Origin of the sequence: Opitutus sp. GAS368 (assembly GCF_900104925.1) — a bacterium.
Classification (GTDB): Bacteria; Verrucomicrobiota; Verrucomicrobiia; order Opitutales; family Opitutaceae; genus Lacunisphaera.
In genome coordinates, this window is the sequence record NZ_LT629735.1 from 1,815,406 (window position 1) to 1,840,253 (window position 24,848).

Genomic DNA, 24,848 nt, shown 5'->3' on the forward strand with positions numbered 1-24,848 from the left:
GCCTGACATCCACCCGGCCCACACCGGGATTGTATCGGCTGAGGGTTTCCCCTTTGCTCGGGCGATGGACAGCACGGCCAGTCGCGAACCCCCGGACGATCTCAATCGCCGGCTCGCGGAGCTAAACCAGATCGGCGTCGCGCTGTCGCAGGAAAAAGACCTCGCCCGGCTGCTGGAACTCATTCTGCTCGCCGCGAAGAAAATCACCAACGCCGACGGCGGCACGCTCTACCGCCGGCACGCCGACCAGCCCGACGCGCTGGTCTTCGAGATCATCCGCACCGACTCGCTCGGCGTCGCCATGGGCGGCACCACCGGCGTCAAGATTCCGTTCCCGCCGATCCAGCTGCGCGACAGTCGCGGCCGGGACAACAACTCCATGGTCGTCGCCTACGCCGTGCTGAAGGACCGCACGGTCAACATCGCGGACGCCCACCAGGAGAAGGGCTTCGATTTCTCCGGCACCAAGGCCTTCGACCGCCACACCGGCTACCATTCGCAGTCGTTCCTCACCGTCCCGATGAAGAACCATGAGGACGAGATCATCGGCGTCCTCCAGCTCATCAACGCCAAGGACCGCGCCACCGGCACCATCGTGCCGTTCAGCGAGACCGACCAGCGCCTGGCCGAGTCACTCGCCTCGCAGGCCGCCGTCGCGCTGACCAACCGCCTGCTCATCTCGCAGCTCGAGAATCTCTTCGAGTCGTTCGTCAGCCTGCTCAACAAGGCCATCGACGAAAAGTCGCCTTACACCGGCGGGCACTGCCACCGGGTGCCCGTGCTCACCATGCTCCTGGCCGAAGCGGTGCACGAGACCAAGTCGGGGCCGCACGCACTCTGGCACCTGACCGACCTCGACCGCTACGAGCTCAAGATCGCCGCGCTGCTCCACGATTGCGGCAAGGTCACGACGCCCGTCCACGTCGTCGACAAGGCCACCAAGCTCCAGACGCTCTTCGATCGCATCCATCTCATCGACACCCGCTTCGAGATCCTCAAGCGCGATGCCGAGATCGCCGCGCTCAAGGCCGCCCGCGAGCCGGGCGCGAACGCCAAGGCCATCGACCAGGCCTACCGCGGCCGCCTCTGGGAGATCCAGGAGGACCGAGAGTTTCTCCGCCTCTGCAACATCGGGGGCGAGACCATGACCCCGCAGGCCCAGGCCCGCGTCCACGACATCGCGACGAAATACCGCTGGCGCAACCCGCTGGGCGAACCGGTGGATTTTCTCACGGCCGACGAGGTCGAGAACCTCACCATCCGCGCCGGCACGCTCACCGCCGCCGAGCGGCAGGTCATCAACCACCACATCACCGTCACCATCCAGATGCTCGAGGCGCTGCCCTGGCCGCGCCACCTGCAGAACGTTCCCGAATACGCCGGCGGCCACCACGAGCGCATGGACGGCAAGGGTTATCCGCGCGGCCTGAAGGGCGACCAGATGTCGGTGCAGGCGCGCATCATGGGCATCGCGGACATCTTCGAGGCGCTCACCGCGCGCGACCGGCCCTACAAGCCCGGCAAGACGCTCACCGAGTCGCTCTACATCCTCGGCCACATGCGGCTCAACGGCCACATCGATCCTGACCTGTTCGACATCTTCATCCGGCAGCGTGTCTACGAGCGCTACGCCAAGGACTACCTCGACCCCGCGCAGATCGACGAAGTGGACGTGAAGAAAATCCCGGGCTACTCCGGCGACTAGGTTTCACGCGAAGGACGGCAAATTTCCCGCGGATAACGCGGATAACGCGGGTTGGCGCGGATGGAGGCCTTTATCCGCGGGCATCAGCAAAATCCGCAGAGAATCTGCCTTAAAACTTCCGTGCGTTCCAGCGATTCCGTGGTTTACTCCGGTTCTCTCTTCCCCTGCCAGCGCCCCATGAAAAACACCGCGATCCTGCCCGGTCTGTGTCTTGGCCTCGCCCTCCTGCCCGCCGCCTTCGCCGGAGCGAAGGACGGCACCCTCGATGTCTATTGGATCGACAGCGAGGGCGGCGGTTCGACGCTCATCGTCACGCCGGCCGGCGAATCCGTGTTGATCGACACGGGCAATCCCGGCGGGCGCGACCCGGGGCGCATCGTGGCAGCGGCGAAGGCCGCGGGGTTGGAACGGCTCGATTACGTGCTGCTCACGCATTACCACGTGGATCACTTCGGCGGCGGCGCGGAAGTGGCGGCGCAACTGCCCGTCGGCGCCATCTACGAGCGCGGCATTCCCCCGGGCGATCCCGATGGTCGCACCCCGTCCACCTTTCCGCTGCAGATCAAGCCCTGGCGCGACCTCCCGGTCCGCCGCGAAAAGCTGGCGCCGGGCGTGGTGCTGCCGCTGCGCGCGGCTCCCGGGGGCGCGGCCTTCGAGCTCCGCTGCCTCGCCGCCGACCAGCGACAGGTCGCCCCGACGGCCGCCCAGCTCCGCGTGACGAATTCCCGCCCGCTGCCGCCGCCCCCGCACGCCGTCGACCCGACCGACAACGACAACAGCGCCGTCTTCCTGCTTTCGTTCGGCGGCTTCCGGTTCTTCGACGGTGGCGACCTCACCTGGGACCGGGAGGCCCGCCTGGTCTCGCCGCACAATGTCGTCGGCCCGGTGGACGTCTATCAGACCGACCACCACGGCCTCGAGGTCAGCAACAACCCCGTGCTGCTGCAGAGCCTCGCCCCGACCGTGTGCGTGATGAACAACGGCCCGACCAAGGGCGGCAAGCCCGAGACCTTCGCCGGCCTGAAGACCGTCGCTTCGCTGCAGGCCCTCTACCAGGTGCACAAGAGCATGAACGTGTCGGCCGCGGCCAACGCCCCCGACGAATTCATCGCCAACCTCGAGGAGTTCAAGCCGGCCGATGGCTGCCCGGGCAACCTGATCAAGCTCTCCGTCGCGCCCGACGGCCGGAGTTACACCGTGACGGTTCCCGCCCGCGGACACGCGCGCACCTACGCCACCACGACGAAATAGGCCGCCGCCGGCACGGAGGAGAAATTCCGTGTGTTCGGCGTCTTCCATGTTTAAGCCTTAGCTGCCTTTCCCCCCTCAGGTCTCAGGTTTCAGTTTTCATCCCTCCGGCGGCTTCGCCGCTTCCCCCATGACCGACCCCAACGCCGAATTTGACCATGCCGTGCTCGACAAGATTGACGCGAGCCCCATCGGCGCCGCGCCGACGACACCCGCCTATCAGGACGCCCTCCGCCGGCTCTACGCCGCGCAGCAGGTTTACGTCTCCGCCGACCACAAGGGCGGGCATGTCACGGCACGCTCGCTGGCCACCCTCCCGTTCTTCCACGCCCACAACCTGGCGGCGTTCATCGCCGGGACGATTGACGACACCGCGCTGGAAACCAACGCCAGCATCTACGACCGCTATGTGCAGTCGCTGCCGCTGGACCACCGCACCCGGGCGGAAAGCTTCCGCCCCACGGTGATCGGCAAGGCCATCCACCACCGGGCCAAGCAAGGCGTGGCCGCCGTCCACGACCCGCTCCACACGCTCTTTCTGGTGCCTGGCGCCGGCCCGCATCCCGGGCTGCCCGGCAACTACCTGCACGGGGCCGTGTTTCACGTCGGGGACGAGGTGACCGGCTCGTGGGTGGTGAACGTCCACGACTCCGACGACGGGGCGTCGCTTTTCAACACACCCAAGCTGCCCGAGGCCTTGGCCAAGTTGGAAGAGGTTCTCGCCAGCGCGCCGTTCCACCTGAACGAACTCGAGGCCCTGGGCTTCAAGCTGACCTGAGGGTTCACCACAGAGGCACGGAGAAGATAGACACCCAAAGCCGGACAGATATTTTCTGAACTTTGTGGCTCGGTGTCTTGGTGGTCAAATAATCACGAGCTACTTTACCCGCACCCGCGCCTGCCACTCGGCCGGTTTGGGCCACTTCAGCTTCAGCGCCTTCAGGGCGCGGTGGACCGTGGCGGCGATGACGTGGTCGCGATACCAGTTGCGATCGGCGGGGACGAGACACCAGCGGGCGGCGGGATGGCTCGTCGCGTTGAGCATGTCCTCGTAGGCCGCGATGTAGTCGTCCCAGTGCTGGCGCGTTGCCACGTCAGCGTGGGAAAACTTCCAGTTCTTCTCCGGATTGGCCAGCCGCTCCTTGAACCGGGCGGCCTGCTCGCGCCGGCTGAGGTGCAGGTAGAACTTGAGCACCACCACGCCGTTGGCCACCAGCATGCGCTCGAAATCCACGATCTGCCCGTAGCGCGCCCGCCAGACTTGCTTGGGGACGAGGCCCAGCACCCGCTCGGCGAGCACGGCCTCGTAGTGGGAACGGTTGAAGACTCCGATGCTGCCCCGCCGCGGCACCGCCTGGTGGATGCGCCACAGGAAGTCGTGCGCGCTTTCCTCCGCCGAGGGCACCTTGAAGTTAGCGGTCTGGACGCCGGCCGGGTTGACGTATTGCAGCACGGTGCGGATGGCGCCGTCCTTGCCGCTGGCGTCCATGCCCTGGAAGATCAGGAGCACCGCGTGGCGGGCGTTCGCGTGGAGTTTCGGCTGCAGCTCTCCGATCCGCCGGCCGAGTTGCTCGGTCCGCGCCTTGGTCGCCGCCTTGTCCCGCCCGCCGCAGTAGGCCGGGTCGAAACGCTTGAGTCTGATCCTGCCTGTGATGACGACCGGTTGTTTTTCCATGCCATTAGGACACCGGAAACGCCCGGGGGTGCGGGTCGGACGCCATCACTTCCAGATGCGGAATTCCATCCGCACCTGTTTCTGCTCCAGCAGCCGTCGCCAGTCGAGGAAGAGGAAGGCGGCGAGGACGACCATGCCGGTTGCGATGGTGGCGGCGCCTTTCCAGGAAAAGGTGCCATACACCAGGTCGACGGAGTTGGTGACGGCATAGCGACCGGAGAAGAGCATGACCGCATCGCTGATGAACTTGCCGACGAAAAAGGGCGGCAGGATCTGCACCGGCTTGATCCGGGCGAGGCCGGCGGCCGAGAACAGGGCGGTCGTGGAGATCGGCAGCAGGGAATAGACCAGCACGAAGGGCCAGCTGCGCCAGAGGCTCCCCTTCAGCTTGCTCCCGGCAAACCGCAGCTCGTCGTTCTTGCGCGGCTTCATGACCGTCCCGAGGAACCGCGGGACATAGAGACTGAGCCCATAGCGGCCCAGCACCGATCCGGGCACGCCTACCGCGAGCACCCCCCACGGATTCAGGTCATACTTGACCAGCATGAAAATCATGACGGTCCAAACCGGGGGGCCGATCACCGGGATCAGGTCGGTGGCCAGCGCCGCCAGAAACATTGCCGCGTAAGGCCACATGGGGATCAGAGGACGGAGATCAGATGACAGATGAAGAAGAACCGGGGACGGAAATGGTTACGGAGGGCCATGGCGGTCCTCCGTCATCGGTCTTCAGTTCTCTGACTTCGGTCTGCGCTGCTTCCCGGTCACCTGTTCGCACTCGGCCGCGAGCCAGAAGGCATCGGCCTGGTGGTCGGGCCGGCCGCTGTGGTCCCACATTTCGTAGGCCCGGGCGGCGATCGTTTCATGGATGAAGCTGCGGGAATTGGACGAGGGCGCGACGGGGCCGTCATGGTGGGTCTTTTTCATGGGGAAACGGAATTCTCCGCGGATTTCGCTGATGGCCGCGGATAAAGGCATTCATCCGTGTCTGATCCGCGTTATCCGCGGGAAAGGGATTAAGCTTATTTCTTTGCGCTGCCGCCGAAGCCGCCGAAGAGCCAGACGATGATACAGATCAGCAGGATCAGGCCGAGGCCGCTGCCACCGTAGACCGGTCCGCCGATGTAGAAACCACCACCACCGAAAAGAAGGATGAGGATGATGATCAGGAGCAGTGGATTCATGGGTGCAACGTAGCACCCCGCCGCGCCGGCGCCTATGGGGCCTTACCCCCCGGTGGCGTTATTGCAGGGCCGCGGGGGCGATCACCGTCACCGACGGCAGTGATCCGCGGAGCCACACGAGCAGAAAGCCGTGCGGCTCGTCGATCAGGACGTATTCACCGTTCGCCACGACCAGGTTCTGGCCCGCGAAGGTGTATTTCGCCCCGACGGCCAGCTCGCGCGTGGTCGTGGAACCCGCCAGAACTTCGCGCTGGGCCGCAATAAAATCCAGCACGAATTCCCGCTGCAGCGGCGCTCCCGTCCGGCTGGGCTTCAGCGTTTCCCCGATGGACCGCCCGGCGTCGTCGAATCTGACGGCATAGAGCAGCTGTTCGTCGCCGCCCTCGAAGGCCCAGACCGCCTTGTTCTTGTCCGGCTTTCCCACGGGCTTGCCCCGGTGTTTGCTGATCTCGGCGAGCGTGTCGCCGAGGCGGGCCTGCGCCGCAGTGGCAGCGCACAGAAGACAGATTACTGAGAACAGAAGACGGAGGGATTTCACGGGAGCAGGTGATTTATTCTTCCAAGAGGTAACTGAGGAAACGGAGAGATTCAACCCTCCTGTCTTGGCTCCATTGTCACCGGTTAAATTACCCAATCAGGTTTTTCAGCGCCGCGAGATATTTGTCCCGGGTGCGGCGGATGACGTCGGCCGGGAGCCGCGGGCCGGGCGGCTTCTGGTCCCACTTGAGCGCGAGCAGGTGGTCGCGGACGAACTGCTTGTCGTAGCTGGGCGGCGAGATGCCGGTGCGATACTCGTCCGCGGGCCAGTAGCGCGACGAGTCGGGCGTGAGCACCTCGTCGATCAGGAACAGTTTCCCGGTGGCGTCGGTGCCGAACTCGAACTTGGTGTCGGCCAGGATCATGCCAGCCTGTCTCGCGCGGTCATGGCCGAATGCATAGAGCGCGAGGCTGTGGGCCTTGACCCGGGCGTAGAGTTCTTCGCCGACGGTGGCGGCGCCCTGGGCGTCGTTGATCGGCTCGTCGTGCTGGCCCTTCGGGGCCTTCGTGGTCGGGGTGAAGATGGGCGCGGGGAGCTTGCCCGCTTGGGGCAGGCCGGCGGGCAGGCGGTTGCCGCAAACCTCGCCCGTCTTCTGGTAGGACGACCAGCCGCTGCCGATGAGGTAGCCGCGGGCGACGCACTCGATGGCGAGGGGTTTGAGCTTGCGGACGATCATGCTGCGGAGCTGCAGGTCGCGGCTGGTGATCCCGCGGCGGGCGAATTCGCCGGTCTGGTCGGGCAGCAGGTGGTTGGGGATGAGGTGCGCGGTCTGTGCGAACCACCAGTGGCTCATCTGCGTGAGGATGGCGCCCTTGCCGGGAATGCCGTCGGGCAGGATGACGTCGAACGCCGACAGCCGGTCGGTGGCGACGAGGAGCAGCGCGTCGCCGAGGTCGAAGATCTCGCGGACCTTGCCGGAGGCGATCCGGGGGAAGGGGAGGCCGTCGATGGTGGTGACGGCGGTTTGGGGCAGGGAGGAGTCGATCTCGGCGAAAGTCATTGGAGAGAGCGGTAAGCAGTAAACGATAGGCTGTAAGCCTCAGGAAACGTTCAACGGCCAGCCTCCGCAAGTGATGTGTGGGCGCTCTCGAGATGCCGAGCCGCTGCCGTTAAATCCGGAACGGTTGATTCTTCCATTCAGTGCGGCCCGCACGCCGATAGCGGACAATTTTCAGGCTCCGCGCAAGCCACTTCCTCTGAACGTTCAATCTTCCGAGCCAGCCCTTTAGGAAATGCAGCTTCCGCCATCTTGACGGTGCGTTCGCTCCTGTGGCCGTCATGAACTCAACATTACCAACTAATGTAAAGTCACATCTCATTGCCCTTAAATTATCTAAGGAAGCAATCGACTACATCGAAAAGAGCGAAATTGCCCCGTCAATGGCACCAAACGGCTGCCGGAGCTATACCGTGCGCTATCCATGCCGACTGACCGGCAAAACGCTCGTCCTCCACAGCCATCAGATGGAGTTCGCCGGCCTGCTCACCATACTTGGCTTGGGCGGTGTCCTATACGTCCTCGAACAACCGGAGGCCTTGGATCTCGGATTGCCGCGTGCGCAAGAACGGTTCTATCGGCCCGACTTTCTCGTAATCTGGAACGACAATCGGCCACCGACCATATTCGAAACCAAGCCGAGTGCAATGACCTCAGCCCGTGCGGTCGATTTTCCCGAAAAATGCGCGTCCGCCGGCAAGCAGGCTTACCGCATGCCGCTCGCTGAGGCGGCCGCAGCGAAACTCCGTTTCACGTTTCGCGCGATCACCGAGCACAACTTTGAGCCACACTTTGTTCAGAACATGCTGTTCCTCGAGCCGTATCGGCGCTGGAAGCTTGAGAACCCACTTACGCAGGCCGAGCTCACTAGCATCACCAAACAGATCGCCGGCATCGACGACGCACCCGGAGCCTTCGAACGGCTTCGAGACGCAAAAACCATGAAGATCCTCATCTCACCAAATGGTTTGTGAGTCCTATTTCCCAAGGGAGTAAATTATGCTCAAAATCGCCATCATCATCGGAAGTACGCGGCCTGGTCGCAATGGAGCGGCCGTGGCTAAATGGGCTTACGAACTCGCGCGCCGTCGCACCGACGCGAAATTCGAGCTCGTGGACATCACAGACTACAACTTGCCGCTCCTGGACGAGCCGGTCCCGCCGAGCATGGGCCAATATTCACAGCCGCACACCAAGAAGTGGGCGGCGAAGATCGCGTCATTTGATGCGTATGTCTTTGTGACTCCGGAATACAACCACGCGACCTCCGGAGCATTGAAAAACGCGATCGATTACCTCTACGCGGAATGGAACAACAAGGCTGCGGGATTCATCGGCTATGGCGGCATGTCAGGTGCCCGTGCGGTCGAAAATCTTCGACTGATCATGGCGGAACTGCAAATCGCGACGGTGCGGGCCCAAGTTGGGCTCTCCTTGTTTTTGGATTTCGAAAACTTCAGTGCTTTCAAGCCCGATCCGCGCCAGGAAAAATCCGTCGCCGCGATGCTCGATCAGGTGATCGCTTGGGGCGGTGCGTTGAAGACGTTGCGCGAGAAATAGGTTCCGTCGGTGGCGCCGGTTCAGAAGCGCATCCATCAAACCCTCCCATGAAAAAAGCCGCCTACATCGTCTCACGAGTCCTTCTCGGACTCATGTTTCTCATCTTTGGCCTCAACGGATTCTTGAACTTCATCCCGCAACCACCGCCGACCGGAGTCGCCGGGCAATTCCTCGGTGCCATGTTCGTCTCGCATTATCTCGTCGCCGTGTTTGCCCTGCAGGTGATCGCAGGAGGGCTGCTCTTACTGAACCGATTCGTGCGGGCTGCGCTGGTGATTTTGGCGCCCTTGCTCGTTAACATCGTCCTGTTTCACCTTTGCATGGCGCCTGCTGCGATCCCTCCAGCTCTCATCGGCATCGCGCTCTGGTCCGTGGTTTTCTACCAGGAGCGGGTTGCGTTTTCCCCTCTGCTCGCCGCGAAAGGCAACGCGTCATGATCTGCGGCTCGTACACCAGACGGCTATGGTTTGGCGTCGGGTTGGTCTGGTTGTTCGCTATGGCTCCGGCATCGATGCGCGCTGCAGACGCCGTACGATCACTCTTGGTGCCTACCGAGACAGTGCATGCCGGAGCCGAAATGACCCTCGATCTTTTGGGAATCAATCCCTCGAGCTCCGACGCACGATTCGAGAGCCCGGCAACCATTCAGGCCCGCTTGTCTACTGCAAATGCCTCTTGGGATGTTCGACTGGTTGCGACCGGACTATGACCGACGTCACAGACGTCACGATCAGTCTAATCTATCCAGTTATTAGGCCATATTAAGTAATTAACGCCACTTTAGACAAAAACGGTTAATCCGACTTTATTTCTCCATGTATGGTTGCAGCCATCGCCCGAATGTTCGCGCCGTCCATCCGCCCATAACCGGCAACGTGGGCCTCTGTCACGGCCCGCCGCAGGGTGCGGTAAAGTGCCTGGTCGGTTTGCGCGAGCACCGGCGGCACGTCGGCATGGAGGTAGTCAGCGAAACAGGCGAGCTCCTCATAACGCTTAGCCAGGATGTAATGGGGCACTTGGTCGAGATGCGTCAACAAATACACGGCTGTCTGCTCAGCCTGGGCGGCCGATAGCAATGGGGACGAATTTTGATGGTCAGTATCGGGCACATGGGCATGGTGTTCGCCCAAGGCAATTGCGACAATCCGCGATGTGTGAAACTCACACATCTTGATGACAAAGTTCCTGGCCAAATTTTGCCAAGACGCTTCCCGAACACGCACCCTCGGGACCATAGGACACCACCGATCTGAATTTGGTCTAACGCAACACGTTCATTATAAGCTGGTTCAAACGGATGTTGTGGTATGTGGCCATGTTTTAATGACATGGTTCTTGGCCATTCCGGCCACTAACCGCGCCGTTTTATAGTGTGAAACGTGGTGGGCTTTTCGTTGGCGTCCCCACGGGGATTCGAACCCCGGTTCTCACCGTGAAAGGGTGGTGTCCTAACCGGGCTAGACGATGGGGACCCAGCACGGAATCGGGGAAGCTACGGCCTGCCACCCCTCGCGCAAGAGTTTTCTCCAGCCGCCCGATTTCCCTGCATCAGCGGAGTTTATACCCCGAGGTTTACCCAGGACAGGACGGCGGGTTTTCTACGGCCCTAGGTTCGCCGCGAGGAAGCGTTCCAGCTTGCGCAGGAATTCAACGCCCTGCTTGTCGTGCGGAAACGAGTGGCCGAGGTCGCTGAGATACATGGTTTCCGGAACGAGGCCCTGCTTTTTCATCAACGCCACGAGCCGCGTCGTCTGGGAAAGCGGGACAACCTGGTCTTCCTTGCCATGCACGATCAGCAGCGGGGCCTTGATCTGCCCGGCGAAATTCATGGGCGACGCTTCCGTGAGCTGCCGGTGCACCTTTTCGCTCTTAATCTCACCCAGCCGTTCCTCCCAATAGGCATAGGCGATCTTGTAGTCGTCATCCTTGTTGTGCGTCTCCAGCAAGTCCGGCCAATCGGTCACACCCGCAATGTCGATGCCGCAGCGATAGAGTTCGGGGGTCTTGGCCAGGGCGAAAAGCGCACTGTAGCCGCCATAGCTGGCGCCCATGATGGCAATACGCTTGGGATCGGCCACGCCCTGTTCGATGGTCCAGCGGACCGCATCGGTGATGTCGTCCTGGATGGCGCCGCCGACTTCCGCCTTGCCCTTGGCCGCAAACTCCAGCCCATAGCCGGTCGAGCCGCGATAGTTGATCTGGAGCACGGCGTAGCCGCGGTTGGCGAGAAACTGCACCAAGGGATCGAAGCCCCAGACATCCCGCACCCAAGGGCCACCATGCACAAGCATGACCAGCGGCAGGTTCTTCCGGCCGCCCCCCGCCGGCAGCGTCAGATAGCCATGCAGGGGCAGTCCGTCGCGCGCCGTGCATTTGACCGGATACATCACGGCCAGCTGTTCCGGGTTGATCCACGGCATGCGCTGGCCGAGGGGGCTGACCTTGTGAGCGGCCAGATCGACCAGGGAGTAGAACCCCGGCTCACGGTCCGAAAAGGAAAGCACCAACAGGCGGCCCTCCGCCTGGTCCATGCTCACGATCAGGTTGATGAGTCCCGGATGCAGCGCATCAATCTGCCGCTGCAAATCGGCGATGGCCGGATTGAACCATTTTTGGCGGGGACCTTCGGTCATGTAACGCACGCCGAGGAGTTCCCGCGTCTTGGCCGAGTAGATGGCCTCCGCCAGCGGCTCATCGGCATAACCGGGGCGGAAGTCGGGCGGCAGGACGTCATATTCATCGTCCGCGAAGAGGGCTTCGCCCAGCTGCTGTTTTTGCAGATCCAACGGGTAGATCGCCCATCGGCCCTTCTGACTGGTCTGGGCCACATGGATGATCCGGCCGGTCTTGTCCAAACCCACAAACGAACGCGCCCCCGCCGAATTCCCCAGATCAGGCACGAACTGCCAGGGCGCCGTCGGAAGCTCCCGGTAGATCAATTGCGAAAGCTTGCCATTCCATTTCAGGCCGAAACGCACCACACCGTCCCAATCCGCCAGCCAGTGGGTAACTTCCCCAGGGTTCGCCAGGATGTGTTGATAACCGCCGGTGGTTGCATCCATCATGAGCACATCCGGATAAAGGGATTTCCCGCCGCCATTGGCGGTCCGCTCGAGCAGCAGGACACGGGTGGGATCGTGACCCGAGGCATACAGGATCTCATACGCCTGCAGCATCCCTGAAGCAGTCCTCATCGAATCCAAACGCGGGGCCCCCGTCAGGCCGAGCCAGCCTGCGGTCGTGCGATTGACGGCGGCCAGCCCGGCAATGAAGTGTCCCCAGACCGTGGTCTGGACCACCACCCGTTCGTTGCTCACCCACCTGAAGCCGGCCATCTGCAGATTGCTGCCGACGAAGGACCGACCCGGATTGAAATACCGCGCCTTGCCGGTCGCGAGATCGAGAAAGCCCATCTCTGTGCGCCCTTCATGGGTGAAAAGATAGCCCATGAACTTTCCGTCGGGCGCCAGTTGGGCCGCGGAGAGGTCCGGTGAGCGGGCGAAATCTTCGATGGAAATGACCGGAGGCGCCTGCCCGTTTGTCGCCGCCCAAGCCGCCGCCGCCACGAGCCAGGCCAGGCCGCCCAGCAGGACCCACCGGCGGTGAAATTTCACCGGCCGCATTTTTGGGGCGGAACTTCCACGCAACAAGTGATCAGTCATCCTGGGAGGAAATCGAACGCATCTTTTGGGGTCGGGGTTGACCGGAAGGCCACGAAACTGGGTGGTCGGGCATGATTTGTCCATCCTTGGCCGAGGCGGGCGGAGCCCGACCGGCCGGTGCCGCCGTTCTTACGGGACGAAAACGAAGCGGGTAATCCGGCGTGATCGCGGGCGTGCAAGGGGCAGAGTGCGGAAGTGTTGCGAGTTAGGTTTCAGGTGTGAGGAATCAAGGGACAGGTCAGGGCATGTTCGCAAAATCCTCTGGTTGTCATCCTGAGCCGGGCGAAGGATTCAGAGGCACGCGCGAATCCTGCTGGATCCTTGCATGTTCAATCCGATGTTAAGACTGGAAGAAGCCAAGCCCCGGCCGGCCGGGGCGGGATTGCCAGCCGGGGCCGCGAGGTCTTGGCTGCGCAAACCGGATTTGAAAACACTCCCTGGTTCGCGATGAGACAGGGCAGGGTTTAACTTCAGGGCTCAAGTTTCAGATTTTTCCTTTGCAGGGCCGGCGGGCCCTTCCACCGTCTTTCCCGTGATCACTCCGACGCCTGAAAGCCTCACCGCGTTGTTCCGCCGGACCTATGGCGGCGCGCCCGCCGTCATCGCCCGCGCGCCGGGCCGGGTGGAGTTCATCGGCAACCACACCGACTACAACGGTGGCGCCGTGCTCGGCGCGGCGATCGACCGTTATGTGTGGGTGGCCGCGGCGCCTTTGCCGGGCGACGGCCCGGACAAACCCCGGCCGCGCAGCAGCGCGGAACAGGGTAACCCGGCCGGCCGGCTGCGCCTCTTCAGCGCCAACGGCCCGGCGGTGCTCGAGCTGCCCTCCGACCCCGGCACGAAGATCACCGGCTCCGATTCGTGGGCCAACTATCCGCTCGGCGTCTGGCGCAGCCTGCAGGATTTCTCCCTGCCGCGGCCCGCGGGCTTCGATCTGTTGGTTGATTCGGATCTACCCGCCGGCGCGGGATTGAGCAGCAGCGCGGCGCTCGAACTGGCCACGGCGCTGGCCTTGCTGGCCCTCGCGGGAAAGAAGGACCTGCCACCGGACCGGCTCGCCGCGCTCGGGCGCCAGGCGGAAAACAAATACGTCGGCGTGCCCTGCGGCATCCTCGACCAGGGCACGAGCGCCTTCGGCCGCGCGGGGCACCTGGTGCACATCGACTGCCGCGGCCCGGTGTTCTCCCGCGTGCCGTTCCCGACCGGCGCCCACCTCTGGATCTTCAACACCCGTGAAAAGCACGCGCTGATCGACGGCCTCTACGCGACGCGCCACCAGGAATGCCTCGCCGCCGCGCAGGCGCTGGGCGTGGCCCTGCTCACCGATCTCACGCCGGCGCAGCTGCCACCGCTGGAGAAAAAACTGACCCCGATGCTGGCAAAGCGCGCGAAGCATATCATCGAGGAGCACGCCCGGGTGCACGACACGGTCGAGGCGCTGCGACAAGGCGACCTTGCGACCGTCGGCCGGTTGCTGACGGCCTCGCACCGTAGTTCAAAGCACTATTTTGAGAACAGCACCCCCGCGCTCGATCTGCTCGTGGACCTTCTGGAAAAGCATCCGGCGGTGTTCGGTGTGCGTTTGACCGGCGGCGGCTTCGGCGGCGCCGTGATGGCGCTAACGAGGGACAATTTCACGGAGAAGGACGCGGCCAGCATCGCCCAGGGTTACAGCGCGAAACACGGTCGCACCCCGGAGATGATCCACTTGCAGGCGGCGGATGGCGCGCAGCTGCTTTAAGAAGGCCGCGGCGGCCCGGCGTGGCGGAAGCACGCAATGTCAACTAATAGTATACTTGAACCGCGAAAGACTTTGGTGGCGGTGCATGAGAGACCGAGCCTAAGTATACTATTAGTTGACATCAGCGTCTGGCGACGCCGGCGGGGATGACGGCCGGATTCTAGCCGGCCTTTGCGGGCGGAGCGGCCGCCGGCGGCTCGGGCGGCTGTGACACCGGCGGCGGCGCGGACGAGGGCGGGACGGGTTTGCCGTCGAAGGTGTGCGGCTCCATCACCTCCACGCGCGTGCCATCCGGGTCGTAGTAATTGATCTGCCGCTTGCCGTTCACGCCGGTGGCGATCGGGGTGGGCGGCTTGCAGCCTTCCGGCAACGTGCGCCCCTTGAGCAGTTCGCCGGTCTTCGCGACGTCGGCCACCTCGAGGCAGATGTGCTCCAGAGTGTGGACGCGGTCCAGCACCGGATATTTGTCGTAGAGCATGAACTCAACGTAGTCAGTGCCATCGGGCACCTGCAGGTTCACCCAGTTCAGCGTCTTGCCGCCCTTGCTGCCGCGCCAGGTTTCCTTGAAGCCCAGGATGTCGCCGTAAAACTTCAGCGAGGCGTCGAGCTGGCCGACCATGACGCCGACGTGCGGCATATGGACCGAGACACGGGAGTCGGGCAGGAACTTGCCTTTCTCGCGCATCGTCCAGCCGTCCGGCAGGTATTCCACGATCTCGACCGTGTTGCCGTTGGGATCGGTGATGAAGTAGTTCTTGTTGCCGATCTTGCCGACCGCGGTCTTGTCCGGAACCTTCACGCCCTTCGATTGGAGATAGACCCGCATGGCCTCGGCGTCATCGACCTCGAAGGCGATGTGGTAGAGGCGGTGGGCGTCGGGCGCGACTTCCGCGCCCGGGAAGAGCTCGATGGTCTGGTGGTCGTTGATCTTGATCCAGACGAGATCACCGCCGTTCTTGCGCGGGATCGAGAAAGGCGACGCATAGCCGAGGAAGCCCTCATAGAACGCACGGGCCTTGGCCATGTCGGTCACGTAGAAAGCGGCATGGGAGATGCCGAGGATGCGCGGGCGTTTCGGCTCGGCGGCACCGAGGGCCAGCGCGGCCGCGGTGAAAAACAGGGTTAGACGGAGGGGTAGCTTCATGGGAAGGGGGTTTTATCGAGTTCGGCCTTCTTATCCTTGGGCAGGCCGGCGACCGGGCCCGAGACGGGCGGCAGCTGGTGGGCGCCGGGCGCAACCTGCGCGAGGTTGGGCGTCACGTCGGCCTCGGCGTTGTGCACGGCCCACGCGAGGCCGCCGAAGAGGAGGTCGAGGAAGACCGGGTTGAGCCAGGTGTCCTCACGGTGGCCGATCGAGGTGTAGAAGACGCGGCCGGTGCCCTGCATCCGCGCCCATGTCGAGGGATAGGGCGGGCGCTGGTAGGGCGTGTCCCAGCCCTTGGGCGGCCAGGTGGTGCCGTTGGCGTTGAGGTCGCGCATGTGGGCGGTATCCTGCAACAGGATGACGTGCAGGTCCGGCGAGAAGTCGGTGAGTGAATACCATTCCTCCTGCAGTTCGAAGCTGTCACCCCGCGCAGCGAAGCCCGGGAACTTCGGGTCGATGACCTGGACGCGGGCGAGCTGCTGGGTGCCGTGGACGATGAGCTCGCCGCCGAGCATGCGGACATAGGGGTCGGCGTCCGTCCCGGCGCGGCGGTAGCGCCAGGTGCGCGGCTGGTCGGTGTTGGTGGCGGCGGTCTCGCCGGTGTGGAACGTGTCGGCGGCGGCGTGGACGCCGACGAAGCCCTTGCCGTGCGCGACGGCATCGAGCAGCGCGGCCTTGCCGGCGGGCGTCAGGGGCGGGTTGCCGTCCTTGCCGGGTGCGAGCAGGTCGCCGCTGGTGTAGAACATGATCGCATCAAACTGGGCGAGATACTCCGGCGTGAAGAGGCTGCCGTCCTTCGAAAAGGTGAACTCCAGGCCGTGCTTCGGTCCCTCCTGGGCGAGCACCCGCTCGGCCCAGCTGGGCTGGCCGCCCCGGCGCTTGATGACGCTGTGCTCGAAGTTGGAGGACTTGGTGAAAAACAGCACTTTCTTCGGCGCGGCGAACCCGAGGACCGGCATGACCAGGGCCAGCAAAGCGGACAGGAGGCGGCGCATGGATCAGAAGGGGTTGGCGGCGGCGAGCCCGGTCACGGGCAGGCGGTTGTCGTTCATCAGGGAAACGATTTCCTGCGGCTCGAGGCCGCGGTCGGCGATGAACAGCTCGTCGAGCTCGCCGCGGAAGCGCTCCGGCTGCTTGCCGGTGAGGCGGCAGCCCAGCCAGACGACATCGGTGGCGGCCGGCGGGACAGCGGCCGGGGAAGCGGCGCGCGCGGTGCCGGGGGTGAGGGTGATGCGGCTGCTTTCCAGCCGCCCGTCGATATATTGCTTCACCTGCACCGGCGTGTCCGACGTCTCCCCGGGGGCGAAGTAAACGGCAATGTGATGCCAGCGCCCGTCCCGCAAATCCTGCGCGCCGATGGCATAACCGCCGCCGAAATCCGTCCGCAGGGCGCCGAACGAGCCGTCGCCGGGCCGCCGGTTCCAGCTGATTTGCACCGGCCGCGAGTTGAGCTTCTTCAGGCCGGTGCCCCAGGAGACCATCCAGGCGTCGGTGACCGCGGCCTCGGGCACCTTGACCCAGAACGCGATCGTGCGGGGCGAGCTGCCGGAGATGCCCGGCACATGAGCGCTGGCCTGCCGGCGGCCGTCGAACTGCAGGGCCCGGCCATGCGGACTCGGCGGGCGCGCGGCGGCCAGGTCGCCGGCGTTGCCGATCTTCAGTGCGGTGCCGGCTTCGCTTTGGGCGGTGCCGCCAACTTGGGCCGGCACCTCGTCCCCGGCGATTTCGTCGAAAGACCAGTGAAAATAATTGATGCCCGTCGAGAAGCGCTCCAGCGGGTGCGGCTCGGCGAAGCGGGCGAACTTCTCCGCGCTGTCGCTCACCGCGGAGACGCCGTCGGCCTCGAAGCGGCGCGACTCGCGCGCCTTGAGCAGGATCGTGTCCGACTCGGCGAAATCGTGCGGGGCGGCCTCGACCTCGCCCTTGAGCACGAGCACGTCGGTGGCGCCCGAGGCGTCCGCGATCATGGTGAACTCGGTGCCGAGGTCGGTGACCTCGACGGAGGGGTTGGACACGCGAAAGCCGATGGCCTGCGGCGGCACGCTGGCCTTGAGCGTGCCCTTGCGCAGGGTGGAATCCCAGGCGGAGTTGATGACGAAAGAGGTCGGACCCTCGAGCACGACCCGCGCGCCGGAATCGAAGGTTACCTCGGCGTAACCGGCGGCGAGGTCGAGATGCTGGCCCTTGCGCAGCAGCGCGCCGGGTTGGAGGGAGCCGCCGCCGACCCAGGTGATGGCCTTGGCGGCGCTGAGCCGGGCCACGAAGACGACGGGCTTGGGCGCGGTGACCGCCATCTCGGCCGGGCCCGGGCGGAGAGAAAAGAAGACGGCGACGGCGGTCGCGGTGGCGAGCAGACCGCCGAGCCAGAGGATCCGGGCCGGGAACCGCGCGGGCATCGCGCGCGGCGCCTCGGCATGCATCTCGCTGGCATAGCTGTGCAGGCTGGCGGATTGCCCCAGAGCCCGGACGTAGAACTGACGGGCGGGCTCCGACGCCGCCAGCCACGAGGAGAGACGCGTGCGCTGGGCGTCGGACAGCGTGTCGTCAATGACGGCGTTGCAGAGCTCGTTCAGTTCGAGGATTTCAGGGTCGGTCAGATTCATGGGGCACCTCCGGTGGCCAGCTGGTGGGAAACGCAGTCGAAAAGCAGTTTGCGGATGCGGGTCAGCGCCTTGTAGGCGGCCTCGAGCGAACGGCCGGAGCGGAGGGCGGCCTCCTCGACCCCGCTGCCGGGCTCGTAGCGGGTGAGCACGAGTTCGCGGTCGCGATTGGGGAGCTTCTGCAGGCAGTGGCCGAGGGCTTCGTGGCGGGCGTCGATTTCCGGCAGCATCGTGCCCGCGGTCGCGGCGACCGCGTCGAGCACGGTCTGGTCGAACACGACCTTCGAGCGCGCGAACTTCTGGCGCGAGTAGCGGATGCGCCAGTAGGCGATCTGGCAGGCCCACGCCACGAAGTCGGTCCCCGGCGTGAACCCGGAGAACTTCTCGCAGATGACGACGCTGGTCTCCTGGAGCAGATCCTCGGCGTCATGACGCCGGGGGACGAGCGTGAAGATGTAGGCGAAGATCTGCCGCTGGTGCCGCGTCATCAGCGCCATCAGCCGCTTCTGGCTGTCGGGGTCCAGCGTGAGATCGGCGGAGGACATGGCGGCGGGAGTCACGGCAGTGTTATTTGGCGTCTTCCGTCTTGGCCGGGGCGTCTTTCGGCTTGTCGCCAGATTTCGCGCCGGATTTTTCCTTCTTGTCGCCGCCCTTCTTGCCGGAGCCGGGGATCATCTTGGCGATCTCGTCGTCGGACGGCTTGCCGTCCTTGTTGGTGTCGAAGCGGGCGAGTTCGCCGGTGGGTGCCGCGGCGAAGTCCTTGCGAATGGTGGCAATCTCGTCGGCCGAGAGCTTGCCGTCATGGTCGAGGTCGTATTTGGCCATGATCTTGGCCTTCGGGCCCTCGGCCTTGGCCGCGAAGGTGGCAGGAGTGAGCAGCAGGGCGACGAGAAAGGAGCGGGTTTTCGAGGGCATGGGCTTTGGGGTTAAGAGACAGGGAACGTCATCAAAGCAATAGCGCCAGACTGGAATATCGGGACAGGTTTGCGCCCTTTTTCCGGCCAAAAAAAGACCCCGGCGCTACCCAGCGCCGGGGTCAGACACCCTAACCCAAGCCGGTCCCGGCTCAGTGATTGAGCGTGTAGGCGACGTAATAGGCCCGGTCGTTGCCGAGGTTGCCGTTATTCGTCACATACACCCGGTCGAGCAGGTTCTTGGCGCTGACGCGGATAGAATGCGTGAACCCATTCTCGCCCTTCCACGTATAGGTCAGGCCCGTGTTGACCAGCGTGGAGCCCGCGGCGTAGACGTTGCGCCGGGCGTCGGTCGCAGTGGAGTTGAAATAGGACCGGCCGGAGTAGGTGAGGCCGCCGTTCCACGCGAAGCCCTTCAACACGGTTTTCCGGAAGTTGTATTTCCACGCCAGGCTGGCTTGCGACTCCGGCAGACCCGCCGGTGGCCGGCCGACATCGGTGACGGAGTCACCGTTATAGACGATCTTCGCGCCGACGATGCTGTAGCTGGCCAGGAACGTCAGTTCGTCTGTCGCGCTCCAAGAGCCCTCGAATTCGAAACCGCGGGCGCGCTGCGTGCCGGCCGCGACGGTCTCGCTGAGGCCGGTGGTGGGATCGGTCTGGGTCGTCTTCACCCCGTAACGGTCTATATAATAGCCACCGGTCGTGAAGATGAGGCGGTCATTGAGATAGCTCGCCTTGATGCCGTAGTCCCAGCCAATGGAGGTCTCGTTGTCGAGGCGCGGCGTGCCGAGCTTGGCGACCTGCCCGCTGGGCGAGAAGGATTTGCTATGGCTGGCGTAGAGGGCGATGTGGGGCGTCAGCTTGTAGTTGAAGCCGAAATTGGGCGAGAACGCGGTGTCCGTGTAGTGCAGGACCTGGCCGGCGGTCTTGAGGCTGCCGGGGTTCGAGCCACCGGTGTTGAACTGGTCGCCGAAGTTCAGGTTATAGGTCACGCGATCAAAGCGCAGACCGGCGAAGCCGATCAACTTGTTGTCGAGCGCCATCACCTGCTGGCGCAGCAGCAGGCCCTCGATGTGCCAGCGCACATGGTCGCGGCGGGTCACAATGTTGAAGGCGTCCAGCGGCGGCAGGGAGTAGTCGGGGGCGGTGATATTGATCGTGGGGATCGTGTAGAGCTTGGTGTTGACGCCGTTTTGCTGCCGGAAACGCCAGTTGTTCGACACGTCGAAGGTGAACAGGGTCTTGTTGTCGATTTTTCCATTCATCAGCGGGTAGTGGGCGAGGGTGTCGACCTGGACGGCGAAGCCGTCCTCATTGAGCGGATCGGTGACCACGGTCGGCCGGGTGAACTGGTTGGTCGAGGGGTCGAACTGGTCGCGGGTGCCGTTGTTGAAATTGAAGGCCTTGCGATGATAGGCGTTGAACCCCGCGTGGGTGGACCAGACCCGGTTGTATTGCTTGTCATAGGTCAGGTAGATGGACTGCTGCTTCCGGTCCGCGATGGAGTTCGGGCCCGCCTGGCTGAAGTGGGCGAGGTCCGGGCGCAGGATCGAGGAGTAGGTCTTGGTCTTGATGTTGTATTCAAAGGGCAGGGCGCCGGTGTCCGCGGTGCCGGTGCGCTTGGACCAGTCGAACTCGAAGTTGAGGGTGCTGCCGTCCTTGAACCTGGCCAGCAGGTCGTAGCCGAAGACCCGGTTCTTGTTGTGCGCGTATTGCGTCGCGGTGTCGTTGTCCTGAGCCTCGGCGCTGATCAGCTGGGAGAAGTTGATGCCGGCCACGGTGCCGAGCGGGGTGTTCACGTTGATCTCGCCCCGCTGCATGTTGAGGCTGCCGAAGGTGCCTTGGACGCGCTCATAGGGCGTGGCCCGGGGCAGCTTGGAGACGACATTGATGAGGCCGGCCGGCGAGGTGGAGCCGTAGATGGCGGCGTTCGGGCCCTTGATGATCTCGATGCGGTCGGTGTTGACGCGGTCGATCAGGCCGAGGCGGTAAAAGCCGTTGCGCAGCATGAAGGTCGCGCCGTAACCACGCAGGGTGGAGTTGCCCTGGGTGTCCACGCTGTTCAGCGAGGCGGTGTAGGCCAGGTCCGAGCCGAGGTCAAAAAAGTCGAAATCGTTCATGAACTCGCTCGTGATCACGCTTACGCTGAACGGCAGATCCTTGATCTGGGTCTTCACGCGGGTGCCGGTGACGGATTCCGAGGCGATGTAGCCGTCGCGGTGCTCGGTCGACACGACGAACGGCGAAAGCTCGACGGTTTCGTCGGCCTTGGCCGGCGCGGTCGGGTTGGTCTGGGCCGGGGCGGCCAGCGCCAGCAGCAGGATGGCGCTGGCCGCGGTCAGGATTTGACGGGTGGGGTTGTGCATGGAGTCTGGGGTTTGATCGGTGTGGGGGTTGGGGAAGGGGTGGCGGGCGGAGCCACGTCACGGATTCGGGGTGACAAGCCAGATATTGCGGAACTGCACCGGCATGCCGTGCTCTTGGAGCATGAGCGGCCCGGTCGGGGCCTCGCCCAGGCGGCCGGCGGCGCCGTGCGGCAGGTCCAGCACCTGCCGGTCGTAGATCTTGACGCCGTTGAAGAACACCGTGGCGGTCGCGCTCGCGGTCTTCTTGCCGGCAGCGTCAAAGCGCGGGGCGCGGAAATCGATGTCGAAGGTCTGCCACTCCAGCGGCGGCCGGCAGGCCCGGATCCGCGGGTGGATGTTGTCGGTGCAGTTGTCGAAGCCGGCGTTGGGCGTGCCGTCGGTGCGGCCGTAGGTCTCGTTGATGTTGGCCTCGTAGCGCGTTTGCAGGAAGACCCCGCTGTTGCTCGGGGCGCCGAGGGTGCGGAATTCCACGTGCAGGTGGCAGTCGCCGAATTTCTGGTGCGTGATGATGCCGCCGCCGGTGCCGGGCACGACCTCGAGGATGCCGCCGTCGACGATTTTCCACGGCGCCGGGCCGTCCTCGACGAGCCACTCCTTGCCCTTCTTGTTCGCGAACGCGTCCAGGTTTTTCCCGTCGAAGAGCACGACGGCGCCCGCGGGAGCCTTGGCGCCGAGCGTCGGGGACGGGCGGGCGACCCGCTGCAGGTCGAAACCCTCGGTCTCCTTGGCGCCCTTGAAATGTCCGTCGGCGATGACGCCGCTCCAGCCGCCGCCCTTGAGCGTGAGGCGCCCCTCACGTTTTTGTCCGCGCAAAGTCGCCACCACAACGTTGTCCGCGACGTCGAACTGGTTCAGGAGGTTGGCTTGGTAGTCGCCGTGCTCGTCGAGGCTGACCTGCGCGACATAGGGACTGCCCGCCGGCCCTTCCCAGTCGCCGATGACCGGGTCGGTGGCGGCGGGTTTGAAGCGGGAATCGATGGCTTCCTCGACGGCGCTCCGTCCGGTGACGGCGGCGGCGAGGATCAGGGCGAACAGGGGTGAGAATTTCATGGGCGAAAATCAGGCGGTGGCGACGATCGCGGCGCGCAGGTCGGCGAGGAACTTCGGCACAATGGTGTAGGGATCATAGCCGCTGCCGGCCCCGCGCGGGGACAGCGCTTCGATCGGCAGGTAGCCGCGATAGCCCGAGTCGCGGACGATGCGCAGCAGCCGCTTCAGGTCCGTCGGGGCCTCAGCCTGCTTCTCCACGCCGTAGGGGCTCTGCTTGACCTGCCAGTTGACGGCGTAGGGCGCGGCCTTGGCCATCTCGGCATACGGGTCCGGCGCCTTGAAGTAGCCGGTATCAACGATCGCGCCGCACCACGGGGAGTCGACGCGCTTGATGAGGGCGATGAGCTGGTCGGCGGTCTTGAGGAAGTCGCCGTGGTTCTGCACGCCGATGATCACGCCGAACTTCGCCGCATGCTCCGCGCAGGCGCGGATGTCGTCGGCGATCCAGGCCTCGACCTGGTCGCGGGTGGCGCCCTGGGAGACGCTCTCCCAGGTCTCCGCGCGCATCTGGGTGTCGGCGAACACGCGCAGCACCGGCGCGCCGAGCTTGGCCGCGACCTCGGTCCAGTTCTTGATGCGCTGGACGTCCAGGGCGCGGGCGGCCTTGTCCGCGATGGTGAAGTTGTTGCCCACGCCGGTGCCGCTGATGCCGAGCCCGAGGTCGAACGCGCGGCGCTTGAGCTCGAAGATGAACTTGTCCGTCGGCACGCCCGGCCCGTTCTTCTCGTAGCCGGGGAAATAATAGCCCGTCGGGTCGAACGCGTCGAAGTTTAGCTTCGCGCACACATCCGCGAGCTGCAGCAGGTTCATCTCCCCGCTCTTGCCGAGCAGGTGGGCGAAGGAGTAGGCGTTGCAGGAGACCTTCAGAAACGGCCCGCCGGCCCGCTTGACCGGTTCGACCGCGGCGAACGCGGAGGTGGCGCCCAGGCCGAAGCCGGAGGCGGCGAGGGGCAGGAAAGCGGCGCGCTTGATAAAATCACGACGGGTATGGTCAGGGAGGGTCATGGGCGGGCGGGGGAAACGCACCGGGCACGCGGAGCGGCCGGCAGCTGCGGGGTGAAAAGGGGGTTCAACGAGGTAATAGCACCGGTCGCAGGATTTGGGACAGGCGCGGCGCAATTTGTCCTAGTCGGAAGGCGTGGAGCTATTACTGGGTGAACCCCGTTTCGTCTTCTTCTGCCTCTGTCCCTATGCGTGCCCTCCGTTTCGCCGCGCTCGCGGCTGCCTTTCTCTCCGTCGCGTTCCCGGCGCTCGCGGCCGAACCGGCCGCCGGCTTCGTGCATCCCGGCGTCCTGGTCAACCGCGCGCAGCTCGATCTGATCAAGCAGCGCGTCGCCGCCGGCGCAGAGCCCCAGAAATCCGCTTTCGCGGCGCTGCTGGCCAGCCCCATGGCGGCGCTGGATTACACGGCAAGCCCGCGCGCGACCGTCGAGTGCGGCTCCTATTCCAAGCCCGACCTGGGCTGCAAGGACGAGCAACGCGACAGCGCCGCCGCTTACACGCAGGCCCTGGCCTGGGCCGTTACGGGCAATGCCCGCTACGCGCACAACGCCATCCGCATCATGAACGCCTGGGCGACCACGCTCACCGGCGGCCACACCAACAACAACGGCCCGATCCAGGCCGCGTGGTGCGCCGAGGAATGGCCGCGCGCCGCCGAGATCATCCGCGCCACCACCGATTTCTGGCCGCCGGAGGAGATCGCGCGCTTTGCCACGATGCTGAAGACGCAATACGTGCCTTCGCTCATCAACGGCTCCGATGAAAACGGCAACAAGGAGATCTCCATGGCCGCGGCACTGATCAATATCGGGGTGTTCACCGACGACCGCGCGCTCTACGATGCCGGCGTGAAGATGTGGCGCGGCCGCGCCCCGGCCCTGGTCTACCTCAGGTCCGACGGCGCCGCGCCCGTGCGGCCGGCCAGCGGCCAGGCGGCGATCTGGGGCAACAAGGGCAAGACGCCGCAATTCGTGGACGGCCTGCTGCAGGAGACGGCGCGCGATTCGCAGCATGCCAACATGGCCTTCGCCTCAATGGTCAACGGCGCCGAGACGGCCCGTCAGCAGGGCCTCGACCTCTACGCCGAGCAAGGGGCGCGTATCCGGGCCGCGATGGAATTCCAGGCGCAGTTCCTGAAACCCAATGCCGCGACCCCGCCGCCCAACCTCGAGTTCAACCTGCACCCGACCTGGGAGATTGCCTACAACCATTTCCACGACCGGCTCGGGCTGGCGCTGCCGCTCATGGCCGCGGTGATCCCCACCAACCGGCCCACCGGCGTGAACCACCACATGGCGTGGGAAACGCTCACGCATGGCGGCATCGGGGCAGTCGGGCTGCCGCCACTCCGGTGAGCGCTTAACGGCTAAGACGTTGGTGGCTGTTGTGGGACGCGCAGACAGCCAAGATCAGGCAGTTTTAAACACAGAGTGCACGGAGACCACGGAGGTAGGGGCCG

General features: G+C 64.6%; 24 protein-coding genes and 1 tRNA gene. 8 read left to right on the forward strand and 17 right to left on the reverse strand.

Annotation, left to right across the window (positions count from 1 at the left end):
* Positions 1 to 64 precede the first annotated feature (64 nt).
* From BLU29_RS07775 to BLU29_RS07785, 3 genes are all read left to right on the forward strand, one after another.
* Positions 65 to 1,705, forward strand: a complete 1,641-nt coding sequence (locus BLU29_RS07775) for an HD family phosphohydrolase (protein WP_091056450.1) — start codon at positions 65 to 67, stop codon at positions 1,703 to 1,705.
* Between the two features lie 177 nt (positions 1,706 to 1,882).
* A complete protein-coding gene (locus BLU29_RS07780) occupies positions 1,883 to 2,956 on the forward strand; it encodes an MBL fold metallo-hydrolase (protein ID WP_172830233.1) in 1,074 nt (357 codons plus the stop codon).
* A 127-nt stretch (positions 2,957 to 3,083) separates the two neighbouring features.
* Entirely contained in the window at positions 3,084 to 3,731 is a 648-nt protein-coding gene (locus BLU29_RS07785; RefSeq protein ID WP_091056453.1) for a hypothetical protein, read from the forward strand.
* A gap of 99 nt (positions 3,732 to 3,830) precedes the next feature.
* Here the strand turns inward: BLU29_RS07785 and BLU29_RS07790 are convergent, their stop codons facing one another.
* The 6 genes from BLU29_RS07790 to BLU29_RS07810 all read right to left on the reverse strand — a co-directional run bounded on the left by BLU29_RS07790 (position 3,831) and on the right by BLU29_RS07810 (position 7,350).
* Entirely contained in the window at positions 3,831 to 4,628 is a 798-nt protein-coding gene (locus BLU29_RS07790; protein WP_091056454.1) for a PPK2 family polyphosphate kinase, read from the reverse strand.
* A 45-nt stretch (positions 4,629 to 4,673) separates the two neighbouring features.
* A complete protein-coding gene (locus tag BLU29_RS07795) occupies positions 4,674 to 5,264 on the reverse strand; it encodes a hypothetical protein (protein ID WP_091056456.1) in 591 nt (196 codons plus the stop codon).
* A 93-nt stretch (positions 5,265 to 5,357) separates the two neighbouring features.
* The gene (locus BLU29_RS07800) at positions 5,358 to 5,555 is read right to left on the reverse strand and encodes a DUF2934 domain-containing protein (RefSeq protein ID WP_157693705.1); all 198 of its coding nucleotides are present in this window, start codon (positions 5,553 to 5,555) and stop codon (positions 5,358 to 5,360) included.
* A gap of 95 nt (positions 5,556 to 5,650) precedes the next feature.
* Positions 5,651 to 5,812 carry a DUF3309 domain-containing protein gene (locus tag BLU29_RS17960; RefSeq protein ID WP_157693706.1) on the reverse strand — a complete coding sequence of 54 codons (162 nt, stop codon included), beginning with the start codon at positions 5,810 to 5,812 and terminating at the stop codon, positions 5,651 to 5,653.
* 58 nt (positions 5,813 to 5,870) lie between these two features.
* Positions 5,871 to 6,350, reverse strand: coding sequence for a hypothetical protein (locus tag BLU29_RS07805; protein ID WP_091056459.1), 480 nt, complete (start codon positions 6,348 to 6,350; stop codon positions 5,871 to 5,873).
* Positions 6,351 to 6,438: 88 nt separating this feature from the next.
* Complete coding sequence (locus BLU29_RS07810; RefSeq protein WP_091056460.1) at positions 6,439 to 7,350, reverse strand: phosphoribosylaminoimidazolesuccinocarboxamide synthase; 912 nt, start codon at positions 7,348 to 7,350, stop codon at positions 6,439 to 6,441.
* A 278-nt stretch (positions 7,351 to 7,628) separates the two neighbouring features.
* Between BLU29_RS07810 and BLU29_RS07815 the strand changes: the two genes are divergently transcribed.
* Genes BLU29_RS07815 through BLU29_RS07825 form a run of 3 tightly spaced genes read left to right on the forward strand, consistent with a single transcriptional unit; the run spans position 7,629 to position 9,344 of the window.
* Positions 7,629 to 8,321 carry a hypothetical protein gene (locus tag BLU29_RS07815; RefSeq protein ID WP_157693707.1) on the forward strand — a complete coding sequence of 231 codons (693 nt, stop codon included), beginning with the start codon at positions 7,629 to 7,631 and terminating at the stop codon, positions 8,319 to 8,321.
* A gap of 25 nt (positions 8,322 to 8,346) precedes the next feature.
* Entirely contained in the window at positions 8,347 to 8,907 is a 561-nt protein-coding gene (locus tag BLU29_RS07820; protein ID WP_091056463.1) for an NAD(P)H-dependent oxidoreductase, read from the forward strand.
* Between the two features lie 47 nt (positions 8,908 to 8,954).
* On the forward strand, positions 8,955 to 9,344 hold the full coding sequence (locus BLU29_RS07825) for a hypothetical protein (RefSeq protein WP_091056465.1): 390 nt from the start codon (positions 8,955 to 8,957) through the stop codon (positions 9,342 to 9,344).
* Between the two features lie 357 nt (positions 9,345 to 9,701).
* On the opposite strand, the gene BLU29_RS07830 is transcribed toward BLU29_RS07825, so the two are convergent.
* From BLU29_RS07830 to BLU29_RS07840, 3 genes are all read right to left on the reverse strand, one after another.
* Positions 9,702 to 10,016, reverse strand: coding sequence for a hypothetical protein (locus BLU29_RS07830; RefSeq protein WP_157693708.1), 315 nt, complete (start codon positions 10,014 to 10,016; stop codon positions 9,702 to 9,704).
* 286 nt (positions 10,017 to 10,302) lie between these two features.
* Positions 10,303 to 10,379: transfer RNA gene (locus BLU29_RS07835), tRNA-Glu, on the reverse strand.
* Positions 10,380 to 10,505: 126 nt separating this feature from the next.
* Entirely contained in the window at positions 10,506 to 12,521 is a 2,016-nt protein-coding gene (locus BLU29_RS07840) for a S9 family peptidase (protein WP_157693709.1), read from the reverse strand.
* A gap of 580 nt (positions 12,522 to 13,101) precedes the next feature.
* Here BLU29_RS07840 and galK point away from each other — a divergent pair.
* Positions 13,102 to 14,310 carry a galactokinase gene (gene galK, locus BLU29_RS07845; protein WP_231962332.1) on the forward strand — a complete coding sequence of 403 codons (1,209 nt, stop codon included), beginning with the start codon at positions 13,102 to 13,104 and terminating at the stop codon, positions 14,308 to 14,310.
* Between the two features lie 160 nt (positions 14,311 to 14,470).
* Here galK and BLU29_RS07850 read toward each other — a convergent pair whose 3' ends face one another.
* The 8 genes from BLU29_RS07850 to BLU29_RS07885 form a co-directional block, all read right to left on the reverse strand.
* The gene (locus BLU29_RS07850) at positions 14,471 to 15,454 is read right to left on the reverse strand and encodes a VOC family protein (protein WP_091056469.1); all 984 of its coding nucleotides are present in this window, start codon (positions 15,452 to 15,454) and stop codon (positions 14,471 to 14,473) included.
* Entirely contained in the window at positions 15,451 to 16,449 is a 999-nt protein-coding gene (locus BLU29_RS07855; protein WP_091056471.1) for a ThuA domain-containing protein, read from the reverse strand. The genes BLU29_RS07850 and BLU29_RS07855 overlap by 4 nt, the downstream gene beginning before the upstream one ends.
* A 3-nt stretch (positions 16,450 to 16,452) precedes the next feature.
* Positions 16,453 to 18,057 (reverse strand): LamG-like jellyroll fold domain-containing protein, encoded by a 1,605-nt coding sequence (locus BLU29_RS07860; protein WP_091056472.1) that lies wholly within the window; start codon positions 18,055 to 18,057, stop codon positions 16,453 to 16,455.
* Positions 18,054 to 18,599: a sigma-70 family RNA polymerase sigma factor gene (locus BLU29_RS07865; RefSeq protein ID WP_091056474.1), complete on the reverse strand. Its 546-nt coding sequence runs from the start codon at positions 18,597 to 18,599 to the stop codon at positions 18,054 to 18,056. The genes BLU29_RS07860 and BLU29_RS07865 overlap by 4 nt, the downstream gene beginning before the upstream one ends.
* 22 nt (positions 18,600 to 18,621) lie before the next feature.
* Positions 18,622 to 18,969, reverse strand: a complete 348-nt coding sequence (locus BLU29_RS07870; RefSeq protein WP_091056475.1) for a hypothetical protein — start codon at positions 18,967 to 18,969, stop codon at positions 18,622 to 18,624.
* Positions 18,970 to 19,120: 151 nt separating this feature from the next.
* Positions 19,121 to 21,337 carry a TonB-dependent receptor gene (locus BLU29_RS07875; RefSeq protein ID WP_091056477.1) on the reverse strand — a complete coding sequence of 739 codons (2,217 nt, stop codon included), beginning with the start codon at positions 21,335 to 21,337 and terminating at the stop codon, positions 19,121 to 19,123.
* 57 nt (positions 21,338 to 21,394) lie between these two features.
* Entirely contained in the window at positions 21,395 to 22,387 is a 993-nt protein-coding gene (locus BLU29_RS07880; RefSeq protein WP_091056479.1) for a DUF1080 domain-containing protein, read from the reverse strand.
* Positions 22,388 to 22,396: 9 nt separating this feature from the next.
* Positions 22,397 to 23,392, reverse strand: coding sequence for a sugar phosphate isomerase/epimerase family protein (locus BLU29_RS07885; protein WP_091056480.1), 996 nt, complete (start codon positions 23,390 to 23,392; stop codon positions 22,397 to 22,399).
* A gap of 185 nt (positions 23,393 to 23,577) precedes the next feature.
* Between BLU29_RS07885 and BLU29_RS07890 the strand changes: the two genes are divergently transcribed.
* On the forward strand, positions 23,578 to 24,744 hold the full coding sequence (locus BLU29_RS07890) for an alginate lyase family protein (protein ID WP_091056482.1): 1,167 nt from the start codon (positions 23,578 to 23,580) through the stop codon (positions 24,742 to 24,744).
* Positions 24,745 to 24,848: the final 104 nt, after the last annotated feature.